We start from the raw sequence: 1,053 nt of genomic DNA, 5'->3' as shown, positions 1-1,053 counted from the left end.
GGCATTGTTGCAGAAAGGCGGCTTGAGGCGTGACTTCCCCTTTCCCCTTCATGTTCAGGGCACGCGTACGATCTCGGCGGTGCCGAGGGCATTGAAGCGGTTGATGAGTGCGACGCGGATGTGGATTTCTGCGGTTTGGCGGTCTGGGTCTCTCGCGGCGATCCGCTCGCCGAAGGCCTTGAGGCAGCGCATCCTGGCCTCAGCGCGGCTGCGGGCGTGGTATCCCGTCCACCGTTTCCAGAACGCCCGGCCGTAGTGACGTGTGGCGCGCAGGGTTTCGTTGCGGGCCCGAGCGGCTGGGCAATCCTCCTTCCACGGTCGGCCATTCTTGCGGATCGGGATGATAGCCGTGCCACCGCGTGCGATGATGGCACTGTGGCAGCGGCGGGTGTCGTAGGCGCCGTCTGCGGTCACGGTGCCGATGTCTTCGTCGTCCGGGATTTGGTCTAGCAGGTCTGGCAGGACGGGGCTGTCGCCTTCCCGGCTGGGGGTGAACTCGACCGCGCGGATGTCGGATGTAGCGGTGTCCATGGCCAGATGGACCTTGCGCCATTGGCGCCGTCCCTGAACGCCATGCTTGCGGGCCTGCCATTCGCCGTCGCCGAGGAACTTGATCCCGGTGCTGTCTATCAGCAGGTTCAGCGGCCCGTCGGCACGGCGATACGGGATCTGCACCTTCAGGGTCTTCTGCCTGCGGCACAGTGTAGAGTAGTCCGGAACGGGCCAATCCAGCCCAGCCAAGCGCAGCAGGCTGGCGACCATCCCCGCTGTCTGTCTGAGTGGCAGCTTGAACAGCACCTTGATCGACAGGCAGAACTGGATCGCCGCAGTCGAGAAAACCGGCGGGCGCCCCTGGCGACCCTCATGCGGCGCGTGCCAGGACATCTCCTTGTCCAGCCAAATCAGCAGAGACCCGCGCTTCCGCAGCGCAGCGTTGTAGTCGGACCAGTTCGTCGTGCGATAGCGGGCGGGCTTGGGCTTGCTCATACCACGCGTCTAACTGCATGGATTCGCGATGTGAATCCTTCGCAGCCAGAGTTCTGCAACAATGCC

1 protein-coding gene is annotated in these 1,053 nt (G+C 64.3%); it reads right to left on the bottom strand.

The features are described from left to right. Positions 1-54 precede the first annotated feature (54 nt). Positions 55-987 (bottom strand): IS5 family transposase, encoded by a 933-nt coding sequence (locus CLN94_RS13800; protein WP_096434600.1) that lies wholly within the window; start codon positions 985-987, stop codon positions 55-57. Positions 988-1,053: the final 66 nt, after the last annotated feature.

This window comes from Pseudothioclava arenosa, from assembly GCF_002358085.1.
Taxonomy (GTDB): domain Bacteria; phylum Pseudomonadota; class Alphaproteobacteria; order Rhodobacterales; family Rhodobacteraceae; genus Pseudothioclava; species Pseudothioclava arenosa.
This window is presented reverse-complemented; position numbering and strand designations above follow the sequence as displayed.